Annotated in this window: 23 protein-coding genes and 1 pseudogene; 13 read left to right on the top strand and 11 right to left on the bottom strand. The window is 60.9% G+C overall.

The genetic code is table 11. The annotated features are described in order from the left end of the window. Window positions 1-404: 404 nt before the first annotated feature. Window positions 405-863: a hypothetical protein gene (locus KGA83_RS15710; RefSeq protein WP_108219729.1), complete on the bottom strand. Its 459-nt coding sequence runs from the start codon at window positions 861-863 to the stop codon at window positions 405-407. Between the two features lie 577 nt (window positions 864-1,440). Between KGA83_RS15710 and KGA83_RS15705 the strand changes: the two genes are divergently transcribed. Next, entirely contained in the window at window positions 1,441-1,800 is a 360-nt protein-coding gene (locus KGA83_RS15705) for a DUF6124 family protein (protein ID WP_115948318.1), read from the top strand. A 299-nt stretch (window positions 1,801-2,099) separates the two neighbouring features. Continuing rightward, the gene (locus KGA83_RS15700; RefSeq protein WP_223530133.1) at window positions 2,100-3,365 is read left to right on the top strand and encodes an epoxide hydrolase family protein; all 1,266 of its coding nucleotides are present in this window, start codon (window positions 2,100-2,102) and stop codon (window positions 3,363-3,365) included. Window positions 3,366-3,377: 12 nt separating this feature from the next. Here the strand turns inward: KGA83_RS15700 and KGA83_RS15695 are convergent, their stop codons facing one another. Beyond that, window positions 3,378-4,394, bottom strand: a complete 1,017-nt coding sequence (locus KGA83_RS15695; protein ID WP_223530131.1) for a succinylglutamate desuccinylase/aspartoacylase family protein — start codon at window positions 4,392-4,394, stop codon at window positions 3,378-3,380. Window positions 4,395-4,511: 117 nt separating this feature from the next. On the opposite strand from KGA83_RS15695, the gene KGA83_RS15690 reads away from it, so the two are divergent. Continuing rightward, entirely contained in the window at window positions 4,512-5,147 is a 636-nt protein-coding gene (locus KGA83_RS15690) for a TetR/AcrR family transcriptional regulator (protein WP_223530129.1), read from the top strand. Window positions 5,148-5,210: 63 nt separating this feature from the next. Here the strand turns inward: KGA83_RS15690 and KGA83_RS15685 are convergent, their stop codons facing one another. From KGA83_RS15685 to KGA83_RS15660, 5 genes are all read right to left on the bottom strand, one after another. Then, entirely contained in the window at window positions 5,211-5,909 is a 699-nt protein-coding gene (locus KGA83_RS15685; RefSeq protein ID WP_108219724.1) for an ABC transporter permease, read from the bottom strand. Between the two features lie 18 nt (window positions 5,910-5,927). Then, window positions 5,928-6,641: an ABC transporter permease gene (locus KGA83_RS15680; protein ID WP_108219723.1), complete on the bottom strand. Its 714-nt coding sequence runs from the start codon at window positions 6,639-6,641 to the stop codon at window positions 5,928-5,930. 154 nt (window positions 6,642-6,795) lie between these two features. Next, window positions 6,796-7,578, bottom strand: a complete 783-nt coding sequence (locus tag KGA83_RS15675; RefSeq protein WP_108219721.1) for a transporter substrate-binding domain-containing protein — start codon at window positions 7,576-7,578, stop codon at window positions 6,796-6,798. A gap of 27 nt (window positions 7,579-7,605) precedes the next feature. Beyond that, on the bottom strand, window positions 7,606-9,609 hold the full coding sequence (locus KGA83_RS29935) for an aminotransferase class I/II-fold pyridoxal phosphate-dependent enzyme (RefSeq protein ID WP_115948317.1): 2,004 nt from the start codon (window positions 9,607-9,609) through the stop codon (window positions 7,606-7,608). Between the two features lie 157 nt (window positions 9,610-9,766). Beyond that, window positions 9,767-11,206, bottom strand: a complete 1,440-nt coding sequence (locus KGA83_RS15660) for an MFS transporter (protein WP_411741908.1) — start codon at window positions 11,204-11,206, stop codon at window positions 9,767-9,769. Window positions 11,207-11,370: 164 nt separating this feature from the next. Between KGA83_RS15660 and KGA83_RS15655 the strand changes: the two genes are divergently transcribed. After that, window positions 11,371-12,258, top strand: coding sequence for a LysR family transcriptional regulator (locus tag KGA83_RS15655; protein WP_223530125.1), 888 nt, complete (start codon window positions 11,371-11,373; stop codon window positions 12,256-12,258). 15 nt (window positions 12,259-12,273) lie between these two features. Here the strand turns inward: KGA83_RS15655 and KGA83_RS15650 are convergent, their stop codons facing one another. Further along, a complete protein-coding gene (locus KGA83_RS15650; protein ID WP_108219717.1) occupies window positions 12,274-12,726 on the bottom strand; it encodes a cupin domain-containing protein in 453 nt (150 codons plus the stop codon). A gap of 551 nt (window positions 12,727-13,277) precedes the next feature. Between KGA83_RS15650 and KGA83_RS15645 the strand changes: the two genes are divergently transcribed. Together KGA83_RS15645 and KGA83_RS30080 are read left to right on the top strand one after the other, a co-directional pair. After that, on the top strand, window positions 13,278-13,721 hold the full coding sequence (locus tag KGA83_RS15645) for a glycine zipper domain-containing protein (RefSeq protein WP_115948313.1): 444 nt from the start codon (window positions 13,278-13,280) through the stop codon (window positions 13,719-13,721). A gap of 104 nt (window positions 13,722-13,825) precedes the next feature. Then, window positions 13,826-14,023, top strand: a pseudogene (locus KGA83_RS30080) (site-specific integrase); the annotation flags it as partial. Here KGA83_RS30080 and katG read toward each other — a convergent pair. Beyond that, window positions 14,006-16,222, bottom strand: coding sequence for a catalase/peroxidase HPI (katG, locus tag KGA83_RS15640; protein WP_223530123.1), 2,217 nt, complete (start codon window positions 16,220-16,222; stop codon window positions 14,006-14,008). The pseudogene KGA83_RS30080 and the gene katG overlap by 18 nt on opposite strands. Window positions 16,223-16,531: 309 nt before the next feature. On the opposite strand from katG, the gene KGA83_RS15635 reads away from it, so the two are divergent. Continuing rightward, the gene (locus KGA83_RS15635; RefSeq protein ID WP_108219714.1) at window positions 16,532-16,738 is read left to right on the top strand and encodes a hypothetical protein; all 207 of its coding nucleotides are present in this window, start codon (window positions 16,532-16,534) and stop codon (window positions 16,736-16,738) included. 63 nt (window positions 16,739-16,801) lie between these two features. Here the strand turns inward: KGA83_RS15635 and KGA83_RS15630 are convergent, their stop codons facing one another. Beyond that, the gene (locus KGA83_RS15630) at window positions 16,802-16,999 is read right to left on the bottom strand and encodes a YbdD/YjiX family protein (RefSeq protein WP_007976534.1); all 198 of its coding nucleotides are present in this window, start codon (window positions 16,997-16,999) and stop codon (window positions 16,802-16,804) included. Between the two features lie 2 nt (window positions 17,000-17,001). Continuing rightward, window positions 17,002-19,059: a carbon starvation CstA family protein gene (locus KGA83_RS15625; RefSeq protein WP_108219713.1), complete on the bottom strand. Its 2,058-nt coding sequence runs from the start codon at window positions 19,057-19,059 to the stop codon at window positions 17,002-17,004. Window positions 19,060-19,425: 366 nt separating this feature from the next. On the opposite strand from KGA83_RS15625, the gene KGA83_RS15620 reads away from it, so the two are divergent. The 6 genes from KGA83_RS15620 (at window position 19,426) to KGA83_RS15595 (ending at window position 25,157) form a co-directional block, all read left to right on the top strand. Further along, entirely contained in the window at window positions 19,426-20,790 is a 1,365-nt protein-coding gene (locus tag KGA83_RS15620; protein WP_108219712.1) for a cache domain-containing protein, read from the top strand. A 32-nt stretch (window positions 20,791-20,822) separates the two neighbouring features. Continuing rightward, window positions 20,823-21,455, top strand: a complete 633-nt coding sequence (locus KGA83_RS15615; protein WP_108219711.1) for a response regulator — start codon at window positions 20,823-20,825, stop codon at window positions 21,453-21,455. A 257-nt stretch (window positions 21,456-21,712) separates the two neighbouring features. After that, a complete protein-coding gene (locus tag KGA83_RS15610; RefSeq protein WP_003225712.1) occupies window positions 21,713-22,303 on the top strand; it encodes an amino acid synthesis family protein in 591 nt (196 codons plus the stop codon). Window positions 22,304-22,347: 44 nt separating this feature from the next. Further along, window positions 22,348-23,181, top strand: a complete 834-nt coding sequence (locus KGA83_RS15605; protein WP_108219710.1) for an alpha/beta fold hydrolase — start codon at window positions 22,348-22,350, stop codon at window positions 23,179-23,181. Continuing rightward, window positions 23,178-24,659 (top strand): aldehyde dehydrogenase, encoded by a 1,482-nt coding sequence (locus KGA83_RS15600; RefSeq protein ID WP_108219709.1) that lies wholly within the window; start codon window positions 23,178-23,180, stop codon window positions 24,657-24,659. The genes KGA83_RS15605 and KGA83_RS15600 overlap by 4 nt, the downstream gene beginning before the upstream one ends. Before the next feature lie 12 nt (window positions 24,660-24,671). Beyond that, a complete protein-coding gene (locus tag KGA83_RS15595; protein ID WP_090456302.1) occupies window positions 24,672-25,157 on the top strand; it encodes a flavin reductase family protein in 486 nt (161 codons plus the stop codon). Window positions 25,158-25,243: the final 86 nt, after the last annotated feature.

Raw genomic sequence — 25,243 nt, 5'->3', positions numbered from 1 at the left:
AGTGATGTCGTGCGTTTCATTTTTCACCCCTCGCGACATATCGAGTCTGGCGAAACCCACCGTCGCCAGGATGTCTGGGACACAGCTATTGCGGGTACAAGAGGGCGGCAATTAATGAGCCATCACACCAGGGAAGGGGAAAAGTCCAGGTAAATTAATAAACTATTTTTGAGTGTTTCAAACGCGAGAAGGGTGTGTGGGGAATACCCCTCTAATTAGGTGGAAAACACCCGTTCGTGGGTGTAATGCCCCATTTATGGAGAGGATTGAAACCTTTACTTTTAGCGCAGGCATTCGGTGTTCAAGTGCAGTGCAATTTCGCGCCTGACGACCAAACCACTACTACCCACGCCAAAAACCCTTCCTGCGCGTCAGCACAGAAAGGGTTTTTTCGTTGCGGCCGATCAGTCTTTAGCCTGGCTCAACTTGGTGAACAGCTCGGTCGGTACTTTCTTGCCATTGGAGATGAACTGGTTGGTGCGGAACTTGTACACCTCACCCTCGGACAGGAAACCGTCGCCGTTGGTGTCCATCGCCTTGAATTCCTCAGTGCCCTTGGGCGCCACCGCCAGCAGTTCCTTGAGCGACACGCGGCCGTCATCATCGGAGTCGGTGCGCGCGAAAGACGCATCGCCGCACTTGCCTTCACCGCACTTGCCCTCGGCCTGGGTCTTTTGCGCGCTGGCTTCGGCACCGCACTTGCCTTCGCCACACTTGCCTTCGCTGGTCTTTTCTGCGGAAGCCAGTTGATAGCCCTGAGGCAAGGCTTCGGCGGAAAACGCCGAGGACGCGAAGTTGATACCGCCGACCAGTGCTACAGCGATCAGGCCAATACGGGTTTTGTTCGACTGGATACGAGACATGTTGATACTCCGGATCATTTGCGCGGCTGGACCGTTATTGGTCGTACCACAAGGGTGATAAACCTGGTGGCGAGGTGCGAGGTGCATCTCGCTTTGGCAGGTCTATTTGGCCCCGCTGGTGTATCCCGGCTGTATCCGTAAAGCGCTGGTTTTGTATGGTTGTATGCGGATGCCGCGCCCTGATACACAGCGATACACGAAAGCCGGTAGTCAGTTGCTCATGTCCGTAAGAGCGCTTGTTTAAAAAGGTTGTAGGTTATTTCCCGAGGGCTACAAGACCTTGCGTCGTTGCCTACGGTTACGCCAGAATCCGCCGGCTTGTGCGCCCTGCCCCTGGTCTCTATCGTTTCCGCGCCACTGCCCATCAGTGGTCGGGTTTAGCAGCCCGGGGTTGTAAGCAAGGTGCACAAGCTCCTGTCAGTCAGGTATTCCCATGCCTGCATTTGATGGTGGCTGTGCGCAGGGCGCCTTCGGGCGCGCCGGCTTTGCTAGCTTCCCCGGTCTGCTAACCTGCGTACAGCTGCCTCCTTCTCGTTTAGCAGCAAGAGGGTTGGCACCCAATCAGAGAAGCAAGCATATGTTCAAAGTCACCCCCAACCCGCCGGACACCGATCCGGCATCCCCGTACGAACCAGACTCAAAACAGCTCAACGAGGCCACCGAACGCGCCCTCGCCTTCCACGTCCCCTCGACTGCCGACATCAAAGCCACTCCACGCACACCCAGCACTTTGTTTACTGTGGACCCCGAGGCCGATACTGAAACCCTGATGGTGTATCTGGTCGAGACGTTGGCCTCGGTCGATGTGATGGTGCACCAGTTGGTGGATCATCTGGACGGCGGATCGCGCAATGCCCTGCTGGGAATTTCCAACAGTGTGATGTTGGCGGAGATCACGGCGAATCGGGTGCTGGATCAAATCGACCCGCCTGAGTAGATGTCGTCTACTGCGACGGGTGATGTTGTTCGCGTTGGGTTGTGCGGCTACCATTTTTGGGACCGCTGCGCGGCCCATCGCGAGCAAGCTCGCTCCCACAGGGATTTGGGGGCAGTCAGTTAAAAAGGGCTGAGCCAGTATCGACTCCCCCTTTCCCGCCGGTGGTCGTCCCGGTGCAATCCTTCGCATAAACCTGCTTGCGTGCCCCGTCGAACGGGATCAGTCTCTGGAGCAGCATCGACCTTCACCCCTGAGCTCCGGGCAAGGACGAAGGCATACCTCCCAGCGAGGAATTGAAGATGAAATCTGCTTTCGTCGTCCTGCTAATGGCCCTCGCACTGTGCAACTCGCCCCTCGTGAGCGCCGCTCCCGCCGCCGACGCCGTTGTGCCCTTCCACGTCGATATCCAGGATCAACAACTCACTGACCTGCGTAACCGCATCGCGGCAACGCGCTGGCCGGACAAGGAGACGGTGGCCGATCGATCGCAAGGTGCACAGCTGGCGAAACTGCAAGAGCTGGTTCGCTACTGGGGCACGAACTATGACTGGCGCAAGGCCCAGGCGCAGCTCAATGCCTTGCCCCAGTACACGACCACCCTCGATGGGGTCGCTATCCATTTCATCTGGGTGCGCTCGCCGCAGCCGAATGCTTTACCGATGATCCTGACCCACGGTTGGCCAGGCTCGGTACTGGAGTTCATCAAGGTGGTCGGCCCGCTTACCGATCCGGCTGCTCACGGGGGCAATGGTGCGGATGCATTCGACGTGGTGATTCCGTCGATCCCTGGCTACGGCTTCTCCGGCAAACCGACAGAACCCGGATGGGACCCGGACCATGTGGCGCGGATCTGGGGACAATTGATGCAGCGATTGGGTTACAGCCGCTACGTCGCCCAGGGTGGTGATTGGGGCGGTCCCATCACCAGCGCCATGGCGCGCCAGTCCGTGCCCGGGTTGCTGGGCATTCACCTCAACCTGCCAGCGACGGTCCCGCCGGAGGCGACCGCTGCACTCGCTGCCGGCGGTCCCGCGCCTGTGGGGTTTTCCGAGCAGGAACGCACGACCTACGACGCGCTGGCCGCATCCATTAAACAGGGCAACCTGGCCTACAGCGCGATGATGGCCGCGCGGCCGCAAATGATCGGCTACGGCGTAACGGACTCCCCGGCATTCCTCGCGGCGTTCATGCTCGGTCACCCGGGATTTGCCAAGTGGACTTTTGGCGCCGACCCACAGCAATCGCCAGGCAAGGATGAAGTGCTGGACGACATCACCTTGTACTGGTTGACGAACAGCGGTGCCTCGGCGAGTCGGTTCTATTGGGAAAACAAAGGGCGCAGTCCGCTTTTTTCTGCGGCACAGAAGACCGGCGAAATCAAACTGCCGGTGGCCGTCACAGTCTTTCCCGATGATGTCTATTTTCCACCGGAGAGCTGGGCCAGGCGCGCCTACAGCAACCTGATCTACTTCCATCAGGCTGCCAAAGGCGGCCATTTCGCCGCGTGGGAACAGCCGGAGCTCTTTACCGAGGAACTGCGCACAGCGTTTCGGCCGCTGCGCTGAATCACTTTCGTATCAATTGGGGTCGAGCAACCCGCCACTCCAGTTGCGTGACACCCGGCTGCCGGTGAATTTCGCCACGCCCATGCCTTGGGATATCAGTCGATCGCGATAGCGCGTGACCATGCGCCCGGCTTGCTCGGCACGCAGCACCACTTCGGAGGACGGATCGCCCGGCCGCCCGAGAATTCGTGCAAAGCGCTGGCCTTCCTCGACGAAATCTCCCAGTTCCTTTTCGAAGATCAGCACGCCGGGGTGCGGCGCGATGATGGTTTCCATGTGGCCCATTTCCACCGCCTCAACGGGCCAGTCAGCGGATGGCTTTTGTTCGTCAATGACGCCGCAACCGCACAGCCAGTTGTACAGCCCTTCGGCATCCTGTTCGGCGAAACGGTCGCTGACATCGCCCTGCCCGCGCAACTCCAGCGTTGCCGCCATGCGGTGCTCGGTGACGCCTTCATTCAACCACGGGGCAATGATGGTTTCCTCGAAAGAGCCATCACCGCCGTCACCCCAGATGATCGCCACGTCCATCTTCATCGCCGCCGCCAGTTCGCGACCACGGGGCCAGAAACTGCGATGTACGTAGAGGTACGGCAAGGCCTCGTCATCGGTGTGCAGGTCGAGCATCACATCGGCCGGGGCGGCCAGTTGCACCAGTTTCTTTTGCCATTCCTGAACGCAGGTCGAAGGCCGCGCCATGGCCGCCGACTGGTCGAACGAGCGATTGAAGTTATGCCCGGTAGCGTCGTGATAGCGGCCAAGAATCCGCCCCTGGCGGAACTGCCCAATGCCCAGCGGATTGGCCTGCGGCACCACGGTCACACTGCCCTTGAGCCGGCCTTGAGATTCGGCGGTTTGCAGGCGTTGCATCAGCAGGTGCAGCACCAGCATCCCGGCGATTTCATCGGCATGCACGCCGGCCTGCAAGTGCACGTTTGGCCCGCTGCCGTCGCCTGCATAGCGCCAGGCACCGACCCGCACGGTATCGCCGTTGTTGTTTCGAACACTGAACGAAATATCCTGCGGCATTGGCTTTCCCTCCCGTCATGATCGTTGAAAAACGTTGTATCGCTGCTGCCGAGGCTGGTGATTGAACAGACGTTCAACTAAGCTCGGCATCGTGGAACCTCACCCAAGGACAGCCTTGTGACAACCGATGCCCCGAAAAACCGCCGCGCCGAACCCGAAGACCGTCGCGAAATGCTGGTGGCCGCCACCCTGCGCTGCCTGGGCCGCGACGGTCACGCCGGGATATCCGTGCGACGCATTGCCACTGAAGCCGGAGTGTCCGTGGGGTTGCTCAACCATCACTTCGGCAGCATCGAGGCACTGATCGCCGACACCTACCAGCGGCTGGCGAGCGAACTGACCACGGCCCTGCTCCAGGAAATCGAACAGGCCCAGACACCCGCGCAAAAGATCGATGCCTTCCTGGAAGGCTCGTTCTCGCCCCGGGTCATGGACCCGCAACTGCTCGGCGTGTGGGTGGTGTTCTGGAGCCTGATCCGTCACTCCGAACACGTCAGCCAGTCCCACGAAAAAAGCTACCGCGCCTACCTCGACCTGATCCGCCAGTTGCTCGACGGGCTGGCCGCCAGCGAAGGCTTCGTGATTCACGACACGCGCCTGGCGGCCATCGGCTTATCGGCGATGCTCGACGGTCTCTGGCTCGAGTGGTGCCTGAACCCCGAGACCTTCAGCGCCGCCAACGGACTGCATATCTGCCGTTGCTGGATAAAGGGGCTGCGTCACGGAGCATTCAGCACAGACGACGTCTTGTGACGCGTGCCGGCCGAAGATCATCGCCAGGTTGCCGCTGACGGCGGTCAACCCTTGTCGAACTCATCAGGCCGACCTGCGTACGGGCGTCCCGCGCCGCTCGGCAAAGGCAAACAGCGCTTCGATCAGGAATGTCAGGCAGACATACACCCCGGCTACCAGCAACAAGGGTTCGTACACCTGCAGGGTTTGCGCGCGGACCACGTTGGCGGCGCCCAACAGGTCGATCACGGCGATGGTCGAAGCCAATGCCGTGGACTTGAGCAGCATCACGGTTTCCCCGGCCAGGGTCGGCAGCAACAGGCGCATCGCCCGGGGCAAACGCACCCGTAGCAAGGACTGGCGCGCGGTCATGCCAAACGCCGAGGCCGCTTCCATTTCACCCTTGGGCACCGCCAGCAGGCCACCGCGAATCACTTCGCCGACATAGGCCCCCACCGACACCACCAGGGCGAACACGATGTACCAGTAACCGTCGCGCAGGTACGGCCAGAGGAAACTGCCGCGAATCAGCGGGAACTGGGCAAACAGGCTGCCCAGGCCGTAGTAGAAAATGTAGATCTGGATCAGCAACGGCGTACCGCGCGTCACGCTGGTGTAGAACAGGCTGACCTTGGCGATCACTTTGTTTTTCGAGATCCGCGCCAGCGCCACCAACACCGCCAGGACAAAACCGAACACACTGGCGACCAACAGAATCCCGAGGGTGGTTTGCAGCCCCCGGCCCAACAGTGCCGCGTATTCAACTATCCACGCTGGAATCATTTCATTCTCTCTGCCGGTTCAGTCAACAAGAGGCATCCAGCGACGAATACGTCGCTCAAGCCGACCCGACACATAGTTCGACACCAACGTCACCGCGTAATACAACGCCGCAGCCGTGAGGTAGAACAACAGATAATGGCGCGTCGACCCCGCGCCTTGCTTGGCGGTGTACAGCAGCTCGTTGGTGCCGACCACGCTGATCAGCGCACTGTCCTTGATCAGGTTGATCCACAGGTTGGCCATCCCGGCCATGGCGTAAGGCGCCATGATCGGCAGCGTGACCCGGCGGAACAGACCGAAACCGTTCAGGCCGAATGCCTTGGCCGCTTCGATCTGGCCGAAGGGAATCGCCTGGATCGCCGCGCGGAAAATCTCCGAGGCGTACGCGCCCTGCACCAGCCCCAGCACCACGATGGCCGCCAGCGGACCGCTGACATTCACCACGTCGTAGCCGAGCCGGGTCATCAGCGAATTGAGGAGCATGGAGCCGACGTAGTACAGCAACAGAATCAGCAGCAATTCCGGCACCGCCCGGAACAAGGTGGTGTAGCCGCGCATCAGCGCTGCAATCGGCTTCGGCGCGCCCAGTTTGAGGCACGCCACCACCAATCCGATGGCCAGCCCGAGCACAAAGGCCCCGGCGGAAATCTGCAGGGTCATCCAGAGCCCCTTCAACAGCGCACTGCCCCATCCCTGCTCGGTGAAATTGATCAGATCGAACATTGCCGGCATTTCAGTCTCCAGTTGGAGGACACGGTCCCCCTGTAGGAGCGAGCTTGCTCGCGAAAAACGTCAACGATGACGCGGTCATTCAGAAAAACCGCGGTGCACTTGCGTCCTTCGCGAGCAAGCTCGCTCCTACAGGGGTTTACATTGCGCGATCAGGTCAGAACGCAGGCTTCACGCTGGTGCCGAAGTAGCTCTGGGACAGTTCGTCGTAGTCTTTGCTCGCCAGCAACTCCCGGATGGCCTTGTCGAGTTTGGCCTTGAGTTCGGTGTCGTCCTTGCGTAGGCCGGCGCCCACGCCTTTGCCGAAGATCGGGTCGTAAGGCACGCTGCCGAGGTAGGCCAGGTCCTTGGCATCCGGGGTCTTGACGAAGGCGGCCATGGCAGTGCCATCGGCCATCATCAGGTCGATGCGGCCGGCAATCAGGTCGGCGTTGGCCGAGTCCTGGGTGTCGTAGTACTTAACGTCGGCGATTTTTTCGTAGTAGGTCTTCAGGTAACTGGCGCTCACGGTCGAGTTCTGCACGCCAATGATCTTGCCCTTGAGGTCATCCGGGTACTTCTTCACCGACGCCTCTTTCGGGCCGACGACGGCAATCGCCGAATCGTAGTAGGCCTTGCTGAAGGCAATCTGTTTTTCTCGTTCTTCGGTCACCGACATCGAGGAAAAAATCACGTCGATCTTTTTCGCCAGCAGCGACGGAATGATGCCGTCCCATGCCACTTCCTTGATCTCGCAATCGGCTTTCATTTCGCTGCACAGCTTGTGGATCAGGTCGACTTCGAAACCCTTCCACTCACCGTTGGCCTGCTTTTCGGTATACGGCGGATAGGGTTCGGCTGCCACCGCGAACCTGATCGGCTGTGCCTGGGCCGCACTCATGCCGGCCAGCAATACGCAGGCCGCCCCGGTCATCCAGTTTGCAAAACGTCGATTTCCCATGTTGTTTTCCCGTCTTTTTATGATGAGTTAGCGAGTCTGATGAGCGTTGACGAACTGTCGGCAACGCTCGCTGCGTGGGTGTACGAACACTTCGTCCGGCGAACCGGTTTCCTCGATCAGCCCTTGATGCAGGAAGGCGACCTTGGAAGAGACATCGCGTGCAAAGGCCATTTCATGAGTCACCAGAATCATGGTCCGGCCTTCTTCGGCGAGGGAGCGGATCACCCGCAGCACTTCCCCGACCAGTTCCGGGTCGAGTGCCGAGGTGGGTTCATCGAACAGCATGACCTTGGGCCGCATGGCCAGGGCCCGGGCGATGGCCACCCGTTGTTGCTGTCCCCCGGAGAGAAACGCCGGGTACTCGTTGCGCTTGGCCGCAAGCCCGACGCGTTCGAGCAGGGCTTCGGCCCGTTCAGTGGCCTCCGCACGGCTTTCACGCAGGACCTGGGTCGGCGCTTCGATGAGGTTTTCCAGCACCGTGCGATGGGGCCAGAGGTTGAAGTTCTGGAACACCATGCCCAGGCTCGAACGGATGCGCACCAGTTGCTTGGCGTCCGCCACCAGCGGTGCACCGGGACGGTTCTGGTTAAGGTGAATGCTTTCGCCATCGACCAGGATGCGCCCCTGGTCCGGCACTTCGAGCATGTTGATGCAGCGCAGCAAGGTACTTTTGCCCGAGCCGCTGGCACCGATCAGGGAGATCACTTCGCCCTCGCGGGCGGTCAGGGAAACGCCCTTGAGCACTTCGATATTGCCGAAGCGTTTGTGCAGGCGATCGACTTCGATCATGGTCTTGGTCGCGACCGGTTCGACGGCTGCGGTACGGGTCACCGTGCCGATCACCGGCCTCGGCGCTTCGCCCATGAGCACCCCGACAAAATCGCGAATACGCTGGCAGGCCTGGGCCAGGCGCTCGTCACTCAGGGTGAACGAAAGCCGTACAAAACCCTGGGCCGGCTCACCGAATGCCGCCGCATCCAGCACCGAGACACCGGCTTCACGCAGCAGCCGCCAGGCGAACTCCAGCGAGGTCAGGCCGGTACCACGCACGTCCACCAGCACGAACATGCCGGCATCGGGGTTGAGCACGCTGATGCCCGGGCAACCGGCCAGGCCGGACACCACAAGGTCGCGACGCCGGCGATAGATCTCGCGCATGCCGTGGGTGACTTCGTCGTGTGACTGCACGGCCTTGAGCGCCGCTTCCATGACAAACCCGGGCAAGCCGTACAGCATGCTCAACACCAGGGTTTCGATATGGTTGACCAGGGCTTCATGGGCCATGACCCAGCCGATGCGCCAACCGGTCATGGCATGGGATTTCGACAGGCTGCCGATCACCACGCAACGCTCGGCCATGCCCGGCAACGCCGCCAGGCTTTGGTGTTCGCGCTCGTAGGCGAGGCTCTCGTAGACCTCGTCCACCACCACCCACAGGTCATGGGTGATGGCGAGGTCGGCGATGGCTTGCAGCTCTTCGCGACCCAGCACTACACCGGTGGGGTTGTTCGGGTTGGAGAAGAAGATCGCCCGGGTGCGTGGGGTAATGGCCTTGGCCAGCACGGCGGCATCGAGGCGAAAACCCGAGTCCGCCGCGCAAGGCACCCGCACCAGCGTGGCGCCGGACGCCTTGAGTGTCGCTTCGTAGGTGACATACATCGGATCGAAGGCGATCACTTCGTCGCCGGCACCGAGCAAACACATCGAGGTGGCGAACAAGGCGTTCTGCGCACCTGCCGTGAGAATGACGTTCGACGCCTGCAGCTCGCGGTCGATCAGTTGGCTGTAGCGGCCGGCGATGGCCTCTCGCAAGGCCTGGCGGCCGGCGATTTCGGTGTAGTGGGTATCCCCTTCGCGCAGGGCGTGGATGGCGGCATCGGTAATGAAATCGGGGGTGGGAAAATCCGGGTCGCCGACGCTGAGGATGATCACGTCTTCGCCATTGCGCTGTGCCGCGCTGGCCGCGTAGTGAATATCCCAAGCGGCAACGCCCTGGCCACTGATCCGCTCTACAAAGGGTGAAAACCGCATGCCAGTGCCTCGTTCGAATTGAAGAAACGCAAGCCCGCAACCAGCCGGGGGAAGGTGGCCCCAAACATAGTCGAGACTGAACACTCGTTCAATAGAAAACTCGCAAGGCTTCGCGTTCAGCGCAAACAGGTCGTTTTCACGACAGTCGCGCCGTTTTTCAGCACGGCGCGATTATGCGACGTGAAACGATTTTGCTGATCGCACCAATCGCCAGCGCAATGACGATCAACCCGGCGGCGACGGCGAACGTCAGTCGCATCCCCTGTGCGATGGCCTCAGGTTGCGCCTGCAAAATATCGTGGCTGGCCGAGCCGAAGGCGAACACTGCGCCCATGACCGAGGCGCCCGTGATCAACCCGAGATTGCGTGACAACCCGAGCAAGCCGGAGATTACGCCACGCTGCTGCGACTCGATATCCGCCATGACGGAGGTATTGTTCGCCGCCTGAAACAGCGCATAACCGCCGGTCATGACAGTCAGCGGCACGATGTAGCCGAGTACACCGAACCCCAAAGGCATGGCGGGAAGGATGCAAGCGCCAATCAGCATGGCAATCAATCCGAGCGTGCCGGATCGATGCGCGCCCAATCGGTCGACCCATCGGCCCGCCGGTACGCCTGCCAGTGCGGCCATCAGCGGACCCGTCGACATCGCCAACCCAACGCTCGCGGCATTCAACGCCAGTGCGCCAGTGAGGTAAAACGGCCCGACCACCATGGTCGCCATGACCACGGTGGTCACCAGCATGCACATGACGAATCCTGCGCTCATGTGCCAGTTACGGAACATCGTCAATCGAACCAGAGGCGACTCGGCTGTGTGCTCGACGAATACAAACACGCACAGCCCAAAAACGGCCACCAGCAACAGCGTCATGTTCAGGGTGCCACGCCCAACGGTCATCGCCAGTGCATAAGCCAGCAGCGTCAGAACCAGCACCAGCGTGCCGAGCACATCGAAGACCGCTCGATCCGCCCTCTTCTCACTGCGATCGTTGGGCAAAAAGTAGAGCACGAGCCCAATCGCCAAGACACCCAACGGCACATTGATCAGAAAAATGGCCTGCCACCCCGGATTGGCAATCAAAAAACCTCCAAGGGTCGGGCCGAGTGAGGTGCCAATCGCCGACATCGTGCCGAGCACGCCCATTGCACTGCCCATTTTTTCCTTGGGAACGGCCCCGCCCACCAGCGCCATGGTCAGCGCCATCATGATGGCCGCACCGACGCCCTGCAGCGCCCGAGCGGCAATCAATAACCAGAGATGAGGGGCCAGCGCGCACAGGACCGAAGCGACGGTAAACACACAAATCCCGATCAACAACAAACGTCGGCGGCCAATGATGTCACCAAGTCTTCCGACACTGACGATCAGCGCCGTGACCGCCAGCAGGTAAGCGAGCACCACCCATTGCACTTGCTCAAAGGAGGCCGAGAACGCCTCGGCCAGTGTCGGCAATCCAACGTTTGCAATGCTGGTGCCCAGGGACGACAGCAGCATGGATAACGACAGGCTGGCCAAGGCTCCCCGAATCGATATGGACTTCATTTTCTCGCGACTCCGCAAATAGGTTGTCCCGAGCCTAAGCCCAGCCATAACATGGCGGAAGACGCAGCATTTGCACTTTATTCATGCACTAGACGCCACATGCGAGAAACCCTATGTGGGAGCGAGCCTGCTCGCGAAAGCGGTGTGTCAGACAACATCATTTTTAATGTGCCACCTTCGCGAGCAAGCTCGCTCCTACAGGAATTGATTCCATGTCCGATCTGAACTTGTTGATCACCCTGAACGTGTTGCTGGAGGAAGGCAGCGTGGCCCGCGCCGCGCAGCGTTTGCACCTGAGCCCGTCAGCCATGAGCCGGGCGCTGGCGCGATTGCGCGAAACCACGGGCGATCCGCTGCTGGTGCGGGCCGGCCGCGGGCTGGTTCCCACGCCTCGGGCGCTGGAGTTGCGTGAACGCGTCGGCGTGCTGGTGCAGGACGCCGAAGCCGTCCTGCGCCCCGCCGAGGCACTCGACCTGAATCAACTGACCCGTACCTTCACCCTGCGCACCAGCGACGGCTTCGTGGAAAATGTCGGACCGCAACTCATCGCCCGCATCAACGAAGAGGCACCCGGCGTGCGCTTGAATTTCGTGCAGAAGCTGAACAAGGACAGCACCCTGCTGCGCGAAGGCTCGGTGGATCTGGAAACCGGCGTGATCGGCGAATCCACCAGCCCGGAAGTGCGGACCCGGATGCTGTTTCGCGATCGGTTCATTGGCGTCGTACGTGAGGGTCATCCACTGACTCAAGGTGAAATGACACCTGAGCGTTATGCCGCCGCCCGGCACATTCTGGTCTCACGTCGGGGCCACGAAAAAGGCGTCATGGACGACGCCTTGAATGAGCTAGGGCTCAAGCGCGACATCATCACCATCGTCGCCGGTTTCTCTTCGGCGATTGCTTTGGCGCGGGCTTCAGACCTGGTAGCCAGCGTGCCGGAGCGGCACGTTGGCAACCTGTGCCAGGGGATGCACTGCTTTGCCCTGCCGTTCCCTACGCCAGCGATCACGGTTTCGATGCTGTGGCACCCGCGCATGGACGCCGACCCTGCACATCGTTGGCTGCGCGGTTGCGTGTGGGAGGTTTGCAGCCGGCAATGACCCGGCGGCCCTCGCCTACTCCTTCAGGATCAGCAGCGCTTCGCCTTTCTTCACGATGTAGGTTGCCAGTTCCGAGGCCTTGCCCTGCCCCACGTTCTTCGCCACATGGGCGACACCTTCGGGGATGTACAACGAGTCACCGGCCTTGAGCGTCACCGGTGCCTGCCCTTCCAGTTGATATTCAAAGGCGCCGCTGATCACGTGTGCCACCTCGACACCGGGGTGAGCATGTTTGGGCGATGTCACGCCCGGATCGAAGTCCACGACCACCTGGAGGACTTCGCGATCGGCGGTGCCCAGGTCTTCGCGTACCAGGTCGGTGCGGTGCAGGCCCTGCTGCCAGCTTTTCATCGCCGGGGCCGGTTGTGCTTCCTGGGCTTGAGCGAGGCTCGCGACAGTGGCGAGCCCTGCGGCGGCCAGAACCAGACCAAGCTTGCCGAGGGTGTGACGGGGGGTGATACGCGACATTGTCTTTCCTCCAGTTGAACCACGCCAGGCCGCGCCGAAAGTGACGCTGCCGGTGATTCCATTTGGAGGCCGCCGTGTATCGCCCGGGTGTCGGGAAACGGCGGTTTTGTATGCCCGGGTAACGGTGGGCGTTGCGGATACCTGCTGATACAAACCTGTATCGGCGGGTACGGCATCGTGGTCAATGGCGAAGATCAAGTGACCGCGACCCGATCCCACCCAGGTCGCGGCTTTCAGGCCCTCAAAAGTCCCTCTTTGGGGTTTGTATGGCTCGGTTTGGCTGTGCAATGACAACGTTATGCCCGCCTGACATTCCCTCCCCGGCGATCTGTTGACCGCCAATCACCCCGTTTTTTGATCGACCTCCTCTCCCCTTGCCAGACCCGCAACCTGGAATGGGGGGAGTGCCCACCGGTCATAATTGATCAACAAGCGGCTGTGCTAATCACAGATTGGTTGATCCAAATTCATGCACCGTCGAATATCTGTTGACCTGACTGATTCGTACCAACAAACTTTTCTTTTATTGTGTATTTCTAAAGGTTTGTCTGATGCGTAAATCATTCACTGTCGTTGCACTAAGCCTCCTTGTATCGCAGTACTCCCTCGCCGGCGAAGCCACCAACACAGCTATCGGTGGCGGTGTCGGTGGCGCCCTTGGAAGCGTGGTCGGTCAGGCTATGGGAGGTAGCACTGGCGCTGCGATCGGAGCCGGCGTAGGTGGCGCAGCTGGGGGCGCAATATCTGCGAAGAGTGGCAACAAGACCGAATCAGCCATTGGCGGGGGGCTCGGTGCAGCGGGTGGCCAGGTAATCGGCAACAGTGTTGGTGGTTCCACCGGTGGCCTGATCGGCGCTGGACTGGGCGGCGCAGCAGGTGGTGCTATCGGCAACAATCTGGCCAAGGACAACGATAACGATAACGATAACGACCACTACGACCACAAGCATAAAAATAAGTACAAGAACAAACATAAACACAAGCATAACGACTGATCTCGGATTCCGAGATAAGGAAGAAGATGACGTTGCCCCCTTCACTCGCGAAGAGCAACTAGCGATATTGACAGCAGCCAGCGGCGAAACGTGGCCGCAACTGCGCCTCCATGATGCTATCAGCTGGCGAAAATCCAATGTGGGTAATCAAGCAGCTCGGCCACAAAGACTGGACCATGATCGCCAAGGTTCATGGTCGCCGGATGCCCTCCGCTGATGTAAAAGCCGGAGGGCGAGCCGAGGCACTTTTTGCCGGTAATGCCAGCGTTATGACAACATCTCCTCTAGACAGTGCGGTTTAAGTCGAATCGATCCAGGTTCATCACTTTGGTCCACGCAGCGACGAAGTCCTTGACGAACTTCTGCTGCGCATCGGCGCAGGCATAGAATTCGGCCAACGCGCGCAACTGCGCATTGGAACCGAAGACCAGATCGACTCGAGTGCCTGTCCACTTCAGCGCGCCGGTCTTGCGATCGCGCCCTTCATACTCTTGCTGGGCATCCGATACCGGCTTCCACTCCACGCCCATATCCAGCAGGTTGGTGAAGAAGTCGTTGGTCAAGGCTTGCGGACGTGTGGTGAACACACCGTGTCTGCTCTGGCCGACATTGGTGTTCAACACACGCAAGCCGCCCAGCAACACCGTCATTTCCGGCGCGGTGAGCGTCAGCAGTTGCGCCTTGTCGATCAACAATTTTTCGGCCGGCACACGGTACTGTTGCTTCAGGTAATTACGGAAGCCGTCGGCAATCGGTTCAAGGTAACCGAAGGATTCGACATCGGTCTGTTCCTGGCTGGCGTCCATACGTCCTGGGCTGAACGGCACTGTCACACTGTGGCCGGCGTTTTTCGCCGCCTGTTCGACACCCGCGCCACCGGCGAGCACGATCAGGTCAGCCAGGGAGATTTTCTTGCCGCCGGATTGCGCGCCATTGAACTCCTTCTGAATGCTTTCGAGTTTTGCCAGCACGCTGGCCAGTTGTTCTGGCTGGTTGGCCTGCCAGGACTTCTGCGGCTCCAGACGCAAACGCCCACCGTTGGCACCGCCGCGTTTATCGGAGCCACGGAAGCAGGAAGCCGCCGCCCACGCCGTCGATACCAGTTGCGAGACCGACAGGCCAGAAGCCAGCACCTTGCTTTTCAAGCCCGCCACATCGCTGTCATTGACCAGCGGATGATCGACGGCAGGGATCGGGTCTTGCCACAGCAGCTCTTCGTTCGGCATTTCCGGGCCGAGGTAGCGTGAGAGCGGCCCCATGTCACGGTGAATCAGCTTGTACCAGGCACGGGCGAAGGCGTCGGCCAACTGGTCTGGATTGGCCAGGAAGCGCCGCGAAATCGGCTCATAGATCGGGTCGAAACGTAGCGACAGGTCCGTGGTCAGCATGGTCGGATCACGCCGTCTGGACGGATCATGGGCATCCGGAATGGTACCGGCGCCAGCGCCGTTTTTCGGCTTCCACTGGTTTGCCCCCGCCGGGCTCTTGGTCAGTTCCCATTCGTAACCGAACAGGTTCTCCAGGTAGTTGTTGCTCCACCGGGTTGGCGTGGTCGTCCAGGTCACTTCCAGGCCGCTGGAGATGGTGTCGCCACCTTTGCCGGTACCGAACGTGCTCTTCCAGCCCAGGCCCTGCAGCTCGAGGCCGGCGGCTTCGGGCTCAGGTCCGACATGCTCGACGGGACCTGCACCGTGGGTTTTGCCGAAGGCATGACCGCCCGCGATCAGCGCGACGGTTTCCTCGTCGTTCATGGCCATGCGCGCAAAGGTTTCACGGATGTCCGTCCCGGCGGCGACCGGATCAGAGTTGCCTTCAGGGCCTTCGGGGTTTACGTAAATCAGGCCCATCTGCACGGCTGCGAGGGGGGCCTCCAGATTGCGCTCTGCGGGGTTTTGCCCGGCATCTTTGCCATACCGCACGTCGCCACCCAGCCACGTTTTTTCCGAGCCCCAGTAGACATCTTCGTCCGGTTCCCAGACATCCGGGCGGCCAGCGGAAAAACCAAAGGTCTTGAAGCCCATGGACTCCAGTGCAACGTTGCCGGCGAGGACGATCAGGTCGGCCCAGGAGATTTTGTTACCGTACTTTTGCTTGATTGGCCAGAGCAGCCGACGGGCCTTGTCGAGGCTGACGTTGTCGGGCCAGCTGTTGAGCGGTGCAAAGCGCTGCTGACCGGAGCCGGCGCCGCCCCGGCCGTCACCGGTGCGATAGGTGCCTGCGGCGTGCCAGGACATGCGGATAAAGAAAGGCCCATAGTGACCGAAGTCCGCCGGCCACCAGTCCTGGGAATCAGTCATCAGCGCAGTCAGGTCTTTTTTCAACGCCTGGAAGTCCAGGCTCTTGAAGGCTTCGGCGTAGTTGAAGTCGCCCCCCAACGGGTCAGATTTTGGCGAGTGTTGACTCAAGATCTTCAGGTTCAGTTGGTTCGGCCACCAGTCGCGGTTCGTCGTGCCACCGCCAGCAGCGGCGTGATTGAACGGGCATTTCGATTCAGTTGACATGGCATCTCCTCTTTATTTTGTTTTCAGCTAACCATCCTTAAGCGTGGATCCGGATCACCGATTGAAGAAATAGCTTTTCGGTATGGGATCCATAGCCTTAAGGCTATGAGGGCCCAGTGATCAGTCGCTCCAGAACATCCATTAAAGTACCGGTCCGGGAAACTGTCGCTTCATCTGGGGAGATAGCTGATAAACAGTTCAAATCTGCAAGCAAATGCAAGATCATGAACACCTGCCACAATGGATAGGTAGCCTTTGCTGCAAGGACGCGTGCGATCGTAAGAATTGTTTGCCGCGAGAGGTTTCGCCATGCTCCTCAAAGCCATTGTGATCTGGTCATTGCTGTCGATCATCGTCGCCGCCGTGTTCTGTCGCCTGATGCATAACGCCAAGGTCGCCGACCGGGCGCTCAAGATCGCCAGGCCGGATCATGAGACTCATGAACGAAATGTTGGCAATGCGTCCATGCCCCAGGACAAAAGTGACAGCGACGATTCGGATTACCACGCGGCCTGAGCCATTCAGGGCATTCCTGCACTCAAAAAAAAACCGGCTGTTCAGCCGGTTTTTTTATTTCACTCAACAGCACTTCGGTCCGGCTTTACTGCCGTAACGGGCTTCCTGACGCTCGCGGAAGAACGCCTCGTAGTCCATCACCGGTTTGTCCGGGTGCTTGGTCTGCATATGCTCGACGTAGTTGTCGTAGTCGGGCATGCCGACCATCAGGCGCGCGGCCTGACCGAGGTATTTGCCGAGGCGACTCAGGTCATTGAACATGATCAGGCATCCGGCAGCGCGTGGAATGGCGCTTCCTTATCCGTGCGCTCCTTGGTGCCCCAGGCGGCAATACCGACCTTGAGCGCGAAGAACAGGATGCTGAACACCACGAACAGGAACAGCGCGGTCAGCGTTGCGTTGGTGTAGGCGTTGAAGATCACGTGCTGCATCTGGTCGATGCTCTTGGCCGGGGCCAGCACCTGACCGTTGGCCAGGGCATCGCTGTACTTCTTCGCCAGGGCGAGGAAGCCGATCGCCGGGTTGGCATCGAACAGCTTGATGAAACCGGCGGTCGTGGTGCAGATCAGCAGCCATACCGCCGGCAGCAAGGTGACCCAGACATAACGCTGGCGCTTCATCTTGATCAGCACCACGGTGCCAAGCATCAGCGCGATACCGGCCAGCATCTGGTTGGAGATGCCGAACAGTGGCCACAAGGTGTTGATGCCACCCAATGGATCGATCACGCCCTGATACAGCAGATAACCCCACATGGCCACACAACCGGCGGTGGCGATCAGGTTGGCGGTCCAGGATTCGGTGCGGCGCAGGGCCGGCACGAACGAGCCAAGCAAGTCCTGGAGCATGAAACGCCCGGCACGGGTACCGGCGTCGACCGCGGTCAGGATGAACAATGCTTCGAACAGGATCGCGAAGTGGTACCAGAACGCCATGGTGTTTTCACCTGGCAGGACGTGGTGCAGGATCTGCGCGATACCGACTGCCAGGGTCGGCGCACCACCGGCCCGGGCCAGGATGGTGGTTTCACCGATGTCATGGGCCACGGCTTGCAAGGCTTCAGGCGTGATGGCGAAGCCCCAGCTGCTGACGGTTTGCGCAACGGCAACCGCGTCGGCACCGACGACGGCAGCCGGGCTGTTCATGGCGAAGTACACGCCCGGATCGATCACCGACGCGGCGACCATGGCCATGATGGCCACGAACGATTCCATCAGCATGCCGCCGTAACCGATGTAGCGGGCATGCCCTTCGCTGGCGAGCAGCTTCGGCGTGGTGCCGGAAGCGATCAGTGCGTGGAAACCCGAGACCGCGCCACAGGCGATGGTGATGAACAGGAACGGGAACAGCCCGCCCTTCCACACCGGGCCGGTGCCGTCGATGAATTGGGTCAGGGCCGGCATTTTCAGCTCGGGCATGGTGATCAGAATGCCGATGGCCAGGGCCACGATGGTGCCGATCTTGAGGAAAGTCGAGAGGTAGTCACGGGGCGCCAGAATCAGCCACACCGGCAACACCGCCGCGACAAAACCGTAACCGATCAGCATCCAGGTGATCTGCAGACCGGTAAAGGTAAAGGCCTTGGCCCACACCGGATCCGCGGCAATCTGCCCGCCGAGCCAGATCGAGCCGAGCAGCAACAGCACGCCGATCACCGAGATCTCGCCGATGCGACCGGGGCGGATGTAGCGCATGTAGATGCCCATGAACATCGCAATCGGGATGGTCGCCATCACCGTGAAAATGCCCCAAGGGCTCTCGGCCAGGGCTTTCACCACGATCAGCGCCAGCACCGCGAGGATGATGATCATGATCAGGAAACAACCGAACAGCGCGATGGTGCCGGGGATGCGGCCCATTTCTTCACGGACCATGTCGCCGAGGGATCGACCGTTGCGGCGGGTGGACATGAACAGGACCATGAAGTCCTGAACGGCACCGGCCAGCACCACACCGGCGATCAGCCACAGCGTGCCGGGCAGATAGCCCATCTGCGCCGCCAAGACCGGGCCAACCAGAGGCCCCGCGCCGGCGATGGCGGCGAAGTGGTGACCGAACAGCACGTGTTTGTTGGTCGGTACGTAGTCCAGACCATCGTTGTTGAGCACAGCCGGAGTGGCCCGATTGGGATCGAGCTGCATCACTTTATTGGCGATGAACAGGCTGTAGTAGCGGTAGGCAACAAGGTAGATGGCGACGGCTGCGACTACGATCCACAGGGCGTTGATCGCTTCGCCGCGGCGCAGGGCCACGACACTCAGCGCAATCGCTCCCAGGACAGCCACGGCAAACCAGGCGAGGTGTTTAGCCAGACGGGGCATAGCGTGTCTCCTGCCGACAGCCAGTGACTGCGGCGGTAATTTTTATAATTGTGTCCGCGGTGCGGAGCTGGCCCAATATCTGCGCATGCCGTCCACAAATAAATCCGCGTTACTACGTACGTGGTGTCTACGTAGTTCTACGTAGAACCATGGCTATCCACCAATCAATGTGGGAGCGAGCCTGCTCGCGAAGGCATTCTGTCATTCAACATGGATGCCGACTGATACACCGCCTTCGCGAGCAGGCTCGCTCCCACAGGTTCAGCATTTCAATTGAATGACCTCTCCCGCCAATGGTCATTCCGTCCAACAAGGCTGTGTTTCTTTGGCATATGATCCCGAGCCTTCGCGCGGGCAGGAGTCAACATGCAGCTCAAACACAAGATCGTCGCCCTCGGGATTCTGCCACTGGTGCTGGCCATTGCCGTCATCTGCGCGCTGGTGATATCCCTCAACCGCCAATTGGGCGACCAACAGGCGCAACTGATCGAAGACAGCATTCTGGCGAGCAAGCGCGCGGAGCTGAAAAACTACGTGGAAATGGCCCAGAGCCTGATCGAGCCGCTGTACGACGACGGCCACGGCGATGCCCACGCCCAGCAACAAGTGCTGGAAGAACTGCGCAAGCTCAGCTTCGGTATCAACGGCTACTTCTTCGTCTACGACCACGAAGGCCGCAGCCTGATGCATGCGCGCCAGTCGGAACTGGTGGGTCAATACCTGTGGGACATGAAAGACCCCCACGGCCTGCCGGTGATCCAGGCGCTGCTCAAAAGCGCGCAATCGGGCGAAGGTTTTCAACGCTACGCCTGGAACAAACCCTCCTCCGGACAGGTGACCGACAAGCTCGCCTATGTGGTGATGCTCGATCGCTGGGGCTGGATGCTCGGCACCGGCATCTACCTCGAAGACGTCGAGCGCGCCACCCAGCAGGCCCGTGCCGAAGTGGCCATGGGCATCCGCAAGACCATGATGGCCATCGCCGTGGTCGCCCTGGTCGCGGTGCTGTTCGTGTTCGCCACCGGCATGACCCTCAATGTCAGCGAACATCGGCTGGCGGACAAGAAACTGCAGCGCCTGACCCAGCGCATTGTCAGCCTGCAGGAGGAGGAACGATCCCGGGTGTCCCGTGAACTGCACGACGGCATCAGTCAGGTGCTGGTTTCGATCAAGTTTCAGTTTGAACTGGCCAGCCATCTGCTGGAACGCGGACAAGCCCACGACAAGGGCCTGAACACGTTAAGGGACGCCACCGAGCGCCTGGGCGATGCCATCGGCGAAGTCCGCAGCCTCTCCCACGACCTGCGCTCATCCTTGCTCGACACCCTCGGCCTGCCAGCGGCCATCGGTCAATTGGCCGCCGAATTCGAGCAGCGCAGCGGGCTGACCGTGACCTATGACGAAAATGAATTCGACTGCCAACTGGTCGACGGCGCCGCTGTTGCACTGTTCCGCATCGTCCAGGAAGGCCTGACCAATATCGAACGCCACGCCCAGGCGAAGAACGTGTCCATTACCCTGCGCGGCTGCGAACAATCGGTGCGGCTGACCGTGGTCGATGACGGCATCGGTTTCAACGTCGCCCAGGTCGAACGTCGTCAGGCCGGCATCGGTTTGCGTAACATCCGTGAACGCGTCGAACATTTTGGCGGGCGCTTCGATTTGATCTCGATGCCGGGCAGAAGCGAGCTGGACGTACGGCTGCCGATGAAACCTGGCGCCAAACGCTGAGCTGGCGCAAAACTACAAGAGTGAATACTGCGATGAACCTGCCCTCCCCGATCCGCGTCGCCCTGGTCGACGATCACTCCCTGGTCCGCGACGGCATCAAGGCGCTGCTGGCCGTGATGTCGCCCCTGGAAATGGTCGGCGAAGCGGAAAACGGCGCCGAAGCCATCGAGATGGTCGGACGCTGCCAGCCGGACCTGCTGCTGGTCGACATCAGCCTGCCGGACATGAACGGCCTGGAGCTGACCCGCGTGCTGCGCAACCAATACCCATCGCTCAAGGTGCTGGTGCTGAGCATGTACGACAATTACGAATACGTCAGTGAATCGGTGCGCTCCGGCGCCAGCGGCTATGTGCTGAAGAACGCCCCGTCACGGGAAATCATTGCTGCCATCGAGGCCATCAGCAGTGGCGGAACCTTCTACAGCGCCGAAATCGCCCAGCGGCTGATCGCCGACAGGAACACCGACAACGAACTGACCCCGAGGGAAAGCCAGGTGCTGTCGAAGATGGTGCAAGGGTTGAACAACAAGGAAATGGCCCGGGAACTGGACATCAGCGTGCGCACGGTGGAAACCCATCGGCTGAGCATTCGGCGCAAGCTCAACATCGACAAGCCGGCGGCACTGGTCAAATACGCCCTCGACCACGGCCTCATTTCCCGCTAACCCCTCCAGACACCACCGCCCCCTTGTAGGAGCGAGCCTGCTCGCGATGGACTTGAAGACACCACGTGCATTCAGAAAGCACGCGTTATCGTTGACGTCCATCGCGAGCAGGCTCGCTCCTACAGGTTCAATGTGTTTGAAATTGCTTTCTTCCCCCCTATCCACCCGACGAGAAACTCACTCAAGGGACTTGCGTCATCGGTATTATGGTATACCATCAGACGCACAGACACCCAAAACCTCCTACGGAGCAGCCCATGAGTTTCGAAATCCGCAAGATCGTCAGCTATGTCGAAGAAACCTTTATCGAAGGCGGCAAAGCCACCGATAAGCCCGTGACCATGGTCGGTCTGGCCGTGGTGATGAAAAACCCCTGGGTGGGCAACGGTTTCGTCGAAGACCTGAAACCACAGATCCGCGCCAATTGCTCCGACCTCGGCGCGCTGATGGTCGAGCGCCTGGTGGGCATCATTGGCGGTGCCGAGAAAATCGAGGCTTACGGCAAGGCCGCGGTGGTCGGCGCCGATGGCGAGATCGAACACGCTTCGGCGGTGATCCACACCCTGCGCTTCGGCAACCATTACCGCGAAGCGGTCAAGGCCAAGAGCTACCTGAGCTTCACCAACAAGCGCGGCGGCCCGGGCACCTCGATCCAGATCCCGATGATGCACAAGGACGACGAAGGCCTGCGTTCGCACTACATCACCCTGGAAATGCAGATCGAAGACGCCCCGCGTGCCGACGAAATTGTTGTGGTCCTGGGTTGCGCCGACGGCGGCCGCCTGCACCCGCGCATCGGCAACCGCTACATCGACCTGGAAGAACTGGCCGCCGAAAAAGCCCAGTAACCGGCCAGTAGAACGACAACAAAAAGGCATTGCAGGAGCGCTCCATGATTCGGCTCACCGCTGAACTCACCCCGGCTGGCACCAGTTACCTGGCGACCGGCCAAGGCCAGCCCGTGGTCTTGATCCACGGCGTGGGCCTGAACAAAGAAATGTGGGGTGGCCAGATCGTTGGCCTGGCCACGAACTACCGCGTCATCGCCTACGACATGCTCGGCCATGGCGCCAGCCCGCGCCCTTCGATCGGAACGCCGCTGCTCGGCTATGCCGACCAGTTGCTGGAGCTGCTCGACCACCTGCAATTGCCCAAGGCAACGGTGATCGGTTTTTCCATGGGCGGGCTGGTGGCGCGGGCGTTTGCCTTGCACTACCCGCAACGCCTGGAAGGCCTGGTGGTGCTCAACAGCGTGTTCAACCGCAGCGCTGAACAACGCGCCGGGGTCATCGCCCGCACCAGTCAGGCTGCCGAACACGGACCGGACGCGAACGCCGAAGCGGCGCTGTCGCGCTGGTTCAGCCGCGAATACCAGGCCGCGAACCCGGCGCAGATCGCTGCGATTCGCCAGACCCTGGCCGGCAATGACCCCCAGGGCTACCTGACCACCTATGAACTTTTCGCCACCCAGGACATGTACCGCGCCGACGACCTGGCCAGCATCCAGGTGCCGACGCTGATCGCCACCGGCGAGCTGGACCCCGGTTCGACCCCGGAAATGGCCCGGCAACTGGCCGAACGCATTCCCGGTGCGACCGTTGCCGTGCTCGCCGAGCAACGGCATATGATGCCCGTAGAGTCTCCGCGCCTGGTCAACCAGCTGTTGCTGGAGTTTCTACAGACCGCGCATTCCCAACAAAACCAGATCAAGGGGATCGTTGCATGACACTCGCACGCTTCCAGATGTGCATCGGCGGTGAATGGGTCGATGCCCTCTCCGGCAAGACCTTCGAAAGCCTCAACCCGGCGTTGGCCGAGCCTTGGGCCGAGCTGCCCGACGCCGACGAAGCCGACGTCGAGCGCGCCGTGCAGGCGGCGCAGACGGCTTTCGACGGCCCGGCATGGCGCGGCTTGACCGCCACCGCTCGCGGCAAATTGTTGCGACGCCTGGGCGACCTGATCGCCGAGAACAAAGAACAACTGGCGCAGCTGGAAAGCCGCGACAACGGCAAGCTGATCCGCGAAACCCGCGGTCAGGTCGGCTATCTGCCGGAGTTCTTCCACTACACCGCAGGCCTGGCGGACAAGCTCGAAGGCGGCACCCTGCCGCTGGACAAGCCGGACCTGTTTGCCTACACCGTGCACGAAGCCATGGGCGTGGTCGCGGCGATCATTCCGTGGAACAGCCCGCTGTACCTCACCGCGATCAAACTTGCGCCGGCCCTCGCCGCGGGCAACACCATCGTGATCAAGCCGTCGGAACACGCCTCGGCGACCATCCTCGAACTGGCGCGCCTGGCGCTGGAAGCCGGGATTCCGCCGGGGGTGGTCAACGTCGTCACCGGTTATGGCCCAAGCACCGGCGCCGCCCTCACCCGCCATCCGCTGGTGCGCAAGATCGCCTTCACCGGCGGCGCGGCCACGGCCCGGCATGTGGTGCGCAGCAGCGCCGAGAATTTCGCCAAGCTGTCGCTGGAACTGGGCGGTAAATCGCCGAACATCATCTTCGCCGACGCCGACCTCGACAGCGCGATCAACGGCGCCATCGCCGGGATCTATGCCGCCTCAGGGCAGAGCTGCGTCTCCGGTTCGCGCTTGCTGGTGCAGGACGAGATCTACGACGAGTTCGTCGGCCGTCTGGTGGAACGCGCCCGGCGCATCCGCATTGGCAACCCGCAGGACGACAGCAGCGAAATGGGCCCGATGGCCACCGCGCAGCAACTGGCCGTGGTCGAAGGCTTGGTCGCCGACGCCATCGCCGAGGGTGCGCGTCTGCGTCTGGGCGGCAAGCGTCCAGAGAACCTGGGCGACGGCTGGTTCTATGAGCCGACGCTGTTCGAGTGCGACCGCAATTCGATGAAGATCATGCAGGAAGAAGTCTTTGGCCCGGTGGCCTCGGTCATCCGTTTCAAGGACGAAGCCGAAGCGCTGGCGATTGCCAACGACTCGCAGTTCGGCCTCGCCGCCGGCATCTGGACCCGTGACCTGGGTCGTGCCCATCGCCTGGCCCGGGACGTGCGTTCCGGGATCATCTGGGTCAACACCTACCGCGCGGTCTCGGCCATGGCGCCGATCGGCGGCTTCAAGAACAGCGGTTATGGACGCGAAAGCGGCATCGATTCGGTGCTGGCCTACACCGAGCTGAAAACGGTGTGGATCAACCTGTCCCAGGCACCGATGCCTGATCCCTTCGTGATGCGCTAGGAGTCCTGGAAAATGATCGAACCCGGCATTTACAAAGACGTGATGAGCTCGTTCCCGTCCGGGGTCACGGTGGTCACCACCCTGGACCCGGACGGCGGCATCGTCGGCATCACCGCCAGCGCCTTCAGTGCGCTGTCGATCGACCCGGCACTGGTGCTGTTCTGCCCCAACTACGGTTCCGACACCTACCCGGTGCTGCGCGACAGCAAGCAGTTCGCGATTCACCTGCTGTCCGCCGACCAGACCGCCGAAGCCTATGCCTTCGCCGGTAAAGGCAAAGACAAGGCCAAAGGCATCGAGTGGCACCTGAGCGAACTGGGTAACCCGATCCTGGCCAAGGCGACGGCGATCATCGAGTGCGAACTGTGGCGCGAATACGACGGCGGCGATCACGCGATCATCGTCGGCGCGGTGAAGAACCTGATCCTGCCCGCGCAACCGGTGACGCCAATGATCTACCACAAAGGCAAGCTGGGCCCGTTGCCCACCCTGGCCTGACGCAGCCCCCTGTAGGAGCGAGCCTGCTCGCGATGGTCGTGAACGATAACGCGTGCTGTCTGACAGCCCTTGGCGTTCTCAGGTTT

The sequence above is a fragment of the Pseudomonas sp. GL-R-19 genome (genome assembly GCF_019956375.1).
GTDB lineage: Bacteria > Pseudomonadota > Gammaproteobacteria > Pseudomonadales > Pseudomonadaceae > Aquipseudomonas.
Note: the sequence above shows the minus strand (reverse complement) of the source record. Positions and strands in the feature narration are given on the sequence as shown.

What these genes read in the sequence shown, in the direction of transcription:
- KGA83_RS15635 (WP_108219714.1), top strand. Translation starts at nt 16,532, where the DNA reads ATGCTCCTCAAAGCCATTGTGATCTGGTCATTGCTGTCGATCATCGTC.
- KGA83_RS15695 (WP_223530131.1), bottom strand. Translation starts at nt 4,394, where the DNA reads ATGCCGCAGGATATTTCGTTCAGTGTTCGAAACAACAACGGCGATACC.
- KGA83_RS15650 (WP_108219717.1), bottom strand. Translation starts at nt 12,726, where the DNA reads ATGTCGCGTATCACCCCCCGTCACACCCTCGGCAAGCTTGGTCTGGTT.
- KGA83_RS15630 (WP_007976534.1), bottom strand. Translation starts at nt 16,999, where the DNA reads ATGTTCAATGACCTGAGTCGCCTCGGCAAATACCTCGGTCAGGCCGCG.
- KGA83_RS15625 (WP_108219713.1), bottom strand. Translation starts at nt 19,059, where the DNA reads ATGCCCCGTCTGGCTAAACACCTCGCCTGGTTTGCCGTGGCTGTCCTG.
- KGA83_RS15675 (WP_108219721.1), bottom strand. Translation starts at nt 7,578, where the DNA reads ATGGGAAATCGACGTTTTGCAAACTGGATGACCGGGGCGGCCTGCGTA.
- KGA83_RS15600 (WP_108219709.1), top strand. Translation starts at nt 23,178, where the DNA reads ATGACACTCGCACGCTTCCAGATGTGCATCGGCGGTGAATGGGTCGAT.
- KGA83_RS15645 (WP_115948313.1), top strand. Translation starts at nt 13,278, where the DNA reads ATGCGTAAATCATTCACTGTCGTTGCACTAAGCCTCCTTGTATCGCAG.
- KGA83_RS29935 (WP_115948317.1), bottom strand. Translation starts at nt 9,609, where the DNA reads ATGCGGTTTTCACCCTTTGTAGAGCGGATCAGTGGCCAGGGCGTTGCC.
- KGA83_RS15615 (WP_108219711.1), top strand. Translation starts at nt 20,823, where the DNA reads ATGAACCTGCCCTCCCCGATCCGCGTCGCCCTGGTCGACGATCACTCC.
- KGA83_RS15685 (WP_108219724.1), bottom strand. Translation starts at nt 5,909, where the DNA reads ATGATTCCAGCGTGGATAGTTGAATACGCGGCACTGTTGGGCCGGGGG.
- KGA83_RS15700 (WP_223530133.1), top strand. Translation starts at nt 2,100, where the DNA reads ATGAAATCTGCTTTCGTCGTCCTGCTAATGGCCCTCGCACTGTGCAAC.
- KGA83_RS15595 (WP_090456302.1), top strand. Translation starts at nt 24,672, where the DNA reads ATGATCGAACCCGGCATTTACAAAGACGTGATGAGCTCGTTCCCGTCC.
- katG (WP_223530123.1), bottom strand. Translation starts at nt 16,222, where the DNA reads ATGTCAACTGAATCGAAATGCCCGTTCAATCACGCCGCTGCTGGCGGT.
- KGA83_RS15710 (WP_108219729.1), bottom strand. Translation starts at nt 863, where the DNA reads ATGTCTCGTATCCAGTCGAACAAAACCCGTATTGGCCTGATCGCTGTA.
- KGA83_RS15610 (WP_003225712.1), top strand. Translation starts at nt 21,713, where the DNA reads ATGAGTTTCGAAATCCGCAAGATCGTCAGCTATGTCGAAGAAACCTTT.
- KGA83_RS15655 (WP_223530125.1), top strand. Translation starts at nt 11,371, where the DNA reads ATGTCCGATCTGAACTTGTTGATCACCCTGAACGTGTTGCTGGAGGAA.
- KGA83_RS15680 (WP_108219723.1), bottom strand. Translation starts at nt 6,641, where the DNA reads ATGCCGGCAATGTTCGATCTGATCAATTTCACCGAGCAGGGATGGGGC.
- KGA83_RS15605 (WP_108219710.1), top strand. Translation starts at nt 22,348, where the DNA reads ATGATTCGGCTCACCGCTGAACTCACCCCGGCTGGCACCAGTTACCTG.
- KGA83_RS15660 (WP_411741908.1), bottom strand. Translation starts at nt 11,206, where the DNA reads ATGGCTGGGCTTAGGCTCGGGACAACCTATTTGCGGAGTCGCGAGAAA.
- KGA83_RS15705 (WP_115948318.1), top strand. Translation starts at nt 1,441, where the DNA reads ATGTTCAAAGTCACCCCCAACCCGCCGGACACCGATCCGGCATCCCCG.
- KGA83_RS15620 (WP_108219712.1), top strand. Translation starts at nt 19,426, where the DNA reads ATGCAGCTCAAACACAAGATCGTCGCCCTCGGGATTCTGCCACTGGTG.